Here is an 859-nt window from a genome sequence, read left to right as displayed (position 1 = left end):
GGGGGAATGAATATGAGGGGGCGGCCAGAGTTAGAAATAGAAAGGGAAAAAGTTTATAAAACGAAAAAAATCCTAATGGAACATTTATAGCGCGAATTATTCAAGTGCCTAAGGAAGAAAATATGTTAGATTTTATTCTAGAAATCAAAAATTTAAAGAAAAAGGAACTTTCTTATAGAAGTTTATTAGTAAGGACTGAAAACTGGTACTATTCTTTTCGTCTTGCTAGAGGAGATCTGAAATGGGTATCTTTGCATACAGTAGCGGTATGGGACCGGCTAGGACATAAATTAGTTGAGGTAGCGGCCCCAATCGGTAAGGAAAATTATCGTATTTCCGATGAACACTGTTCAGTTTACCGAGAAAAGTAATAGTGACCAATATAGTTAAGGAGAAAACGAATGAAAAAGCATTGCTGCGATTATATGAATTATCATGCGAACTTTACGTGTGATATTCACAGTGATCCGTTTGATTGTCCAGATAATCTTATCTTATTTGATAAAACAAATAAGGAATACGGTTTAATTATCCATGATGGTGGTTCATCCATCATTGGAATTTCATTTTGCCCATGGTGTGGTAAGAAGCTTTAACTTAAGTATGAAGGGGAGATCCTCTTCATTTCTGGAATGGGGGATTGGGCTTGATTTTTCGTTATCTAGCTATGTTATCAGGATTAGGAATCGTTTTATTAAACCTTTTTGATCCTATACATCAAGGGGTTACGCGCTGGTTGATGGTCATCTGCGGTTTATTCATCTTTAGTAGCCATTTAAAATTCATCTTAGATAAGAAATCGAAAACAAAGGATAATCAAAAGAAGACCTACTAATAAGAATTTCTTTTGATGTTGTAC

The 859-nt window shown here is 35.0% G+C and carries 2 protein-coding genes and 1 pseudogene; all 3 read left to right on the top strand.

Features of this window, described 5'->3' with window-relative positions:
- Positions 1–12 precede the first annotated feature (12 nt).
- The 3 genes and pseudogenes from AC1DRF_RS30155 (at position 13) to AC1DRF_RS30145 (ending at position 835) form a co-directional block, all read left to right on the top strand.
- A pseudogene (locus AC1DRF_RS30155) lies at positions 13–371 on the top strand (hypothetical protein).
- Between the two features lie 30 nt (positions 372–401).
- Positions 402–596 (top strand): DUF6980 family protein, encoded by a 195-nt coding sequence (locus AC1DRF_RS30150; RefSeq protein WP_016763636.1) that lies wholly within the window; start codon positions 402–404, stop codon positions 594–596.
- 50 nt (positions 597–646) lie between these two features.
- Positions 647–835: a hypothetical protein gene (locus tag AC1DRF_RS30145; RefSeq protein ID WP_163158491.1), complete on the top strand. Its 189-nt coding sequence runs from the start codon at positions 647–649 to the stop codon at positions 833–835.
- Positions 836–859 lie beyond the last annotated feature (24 nt).

The organism is Priestia sp. P5_B4 (assembly GCF_056400385.1).
This window is presented reverse-complemented; position numbering and strand designations above follow the sequence as displayed.

Bases quoted from the DNA above. Each gene is read 5' to 3' on its own strand.
- AC1DRF_RS30150 (WP_016763636.1), top strand. From the start codon at position 402: ATGAAAAAGCATTGCTGCGATTATATGAATTATCATGCGAACTTTACG.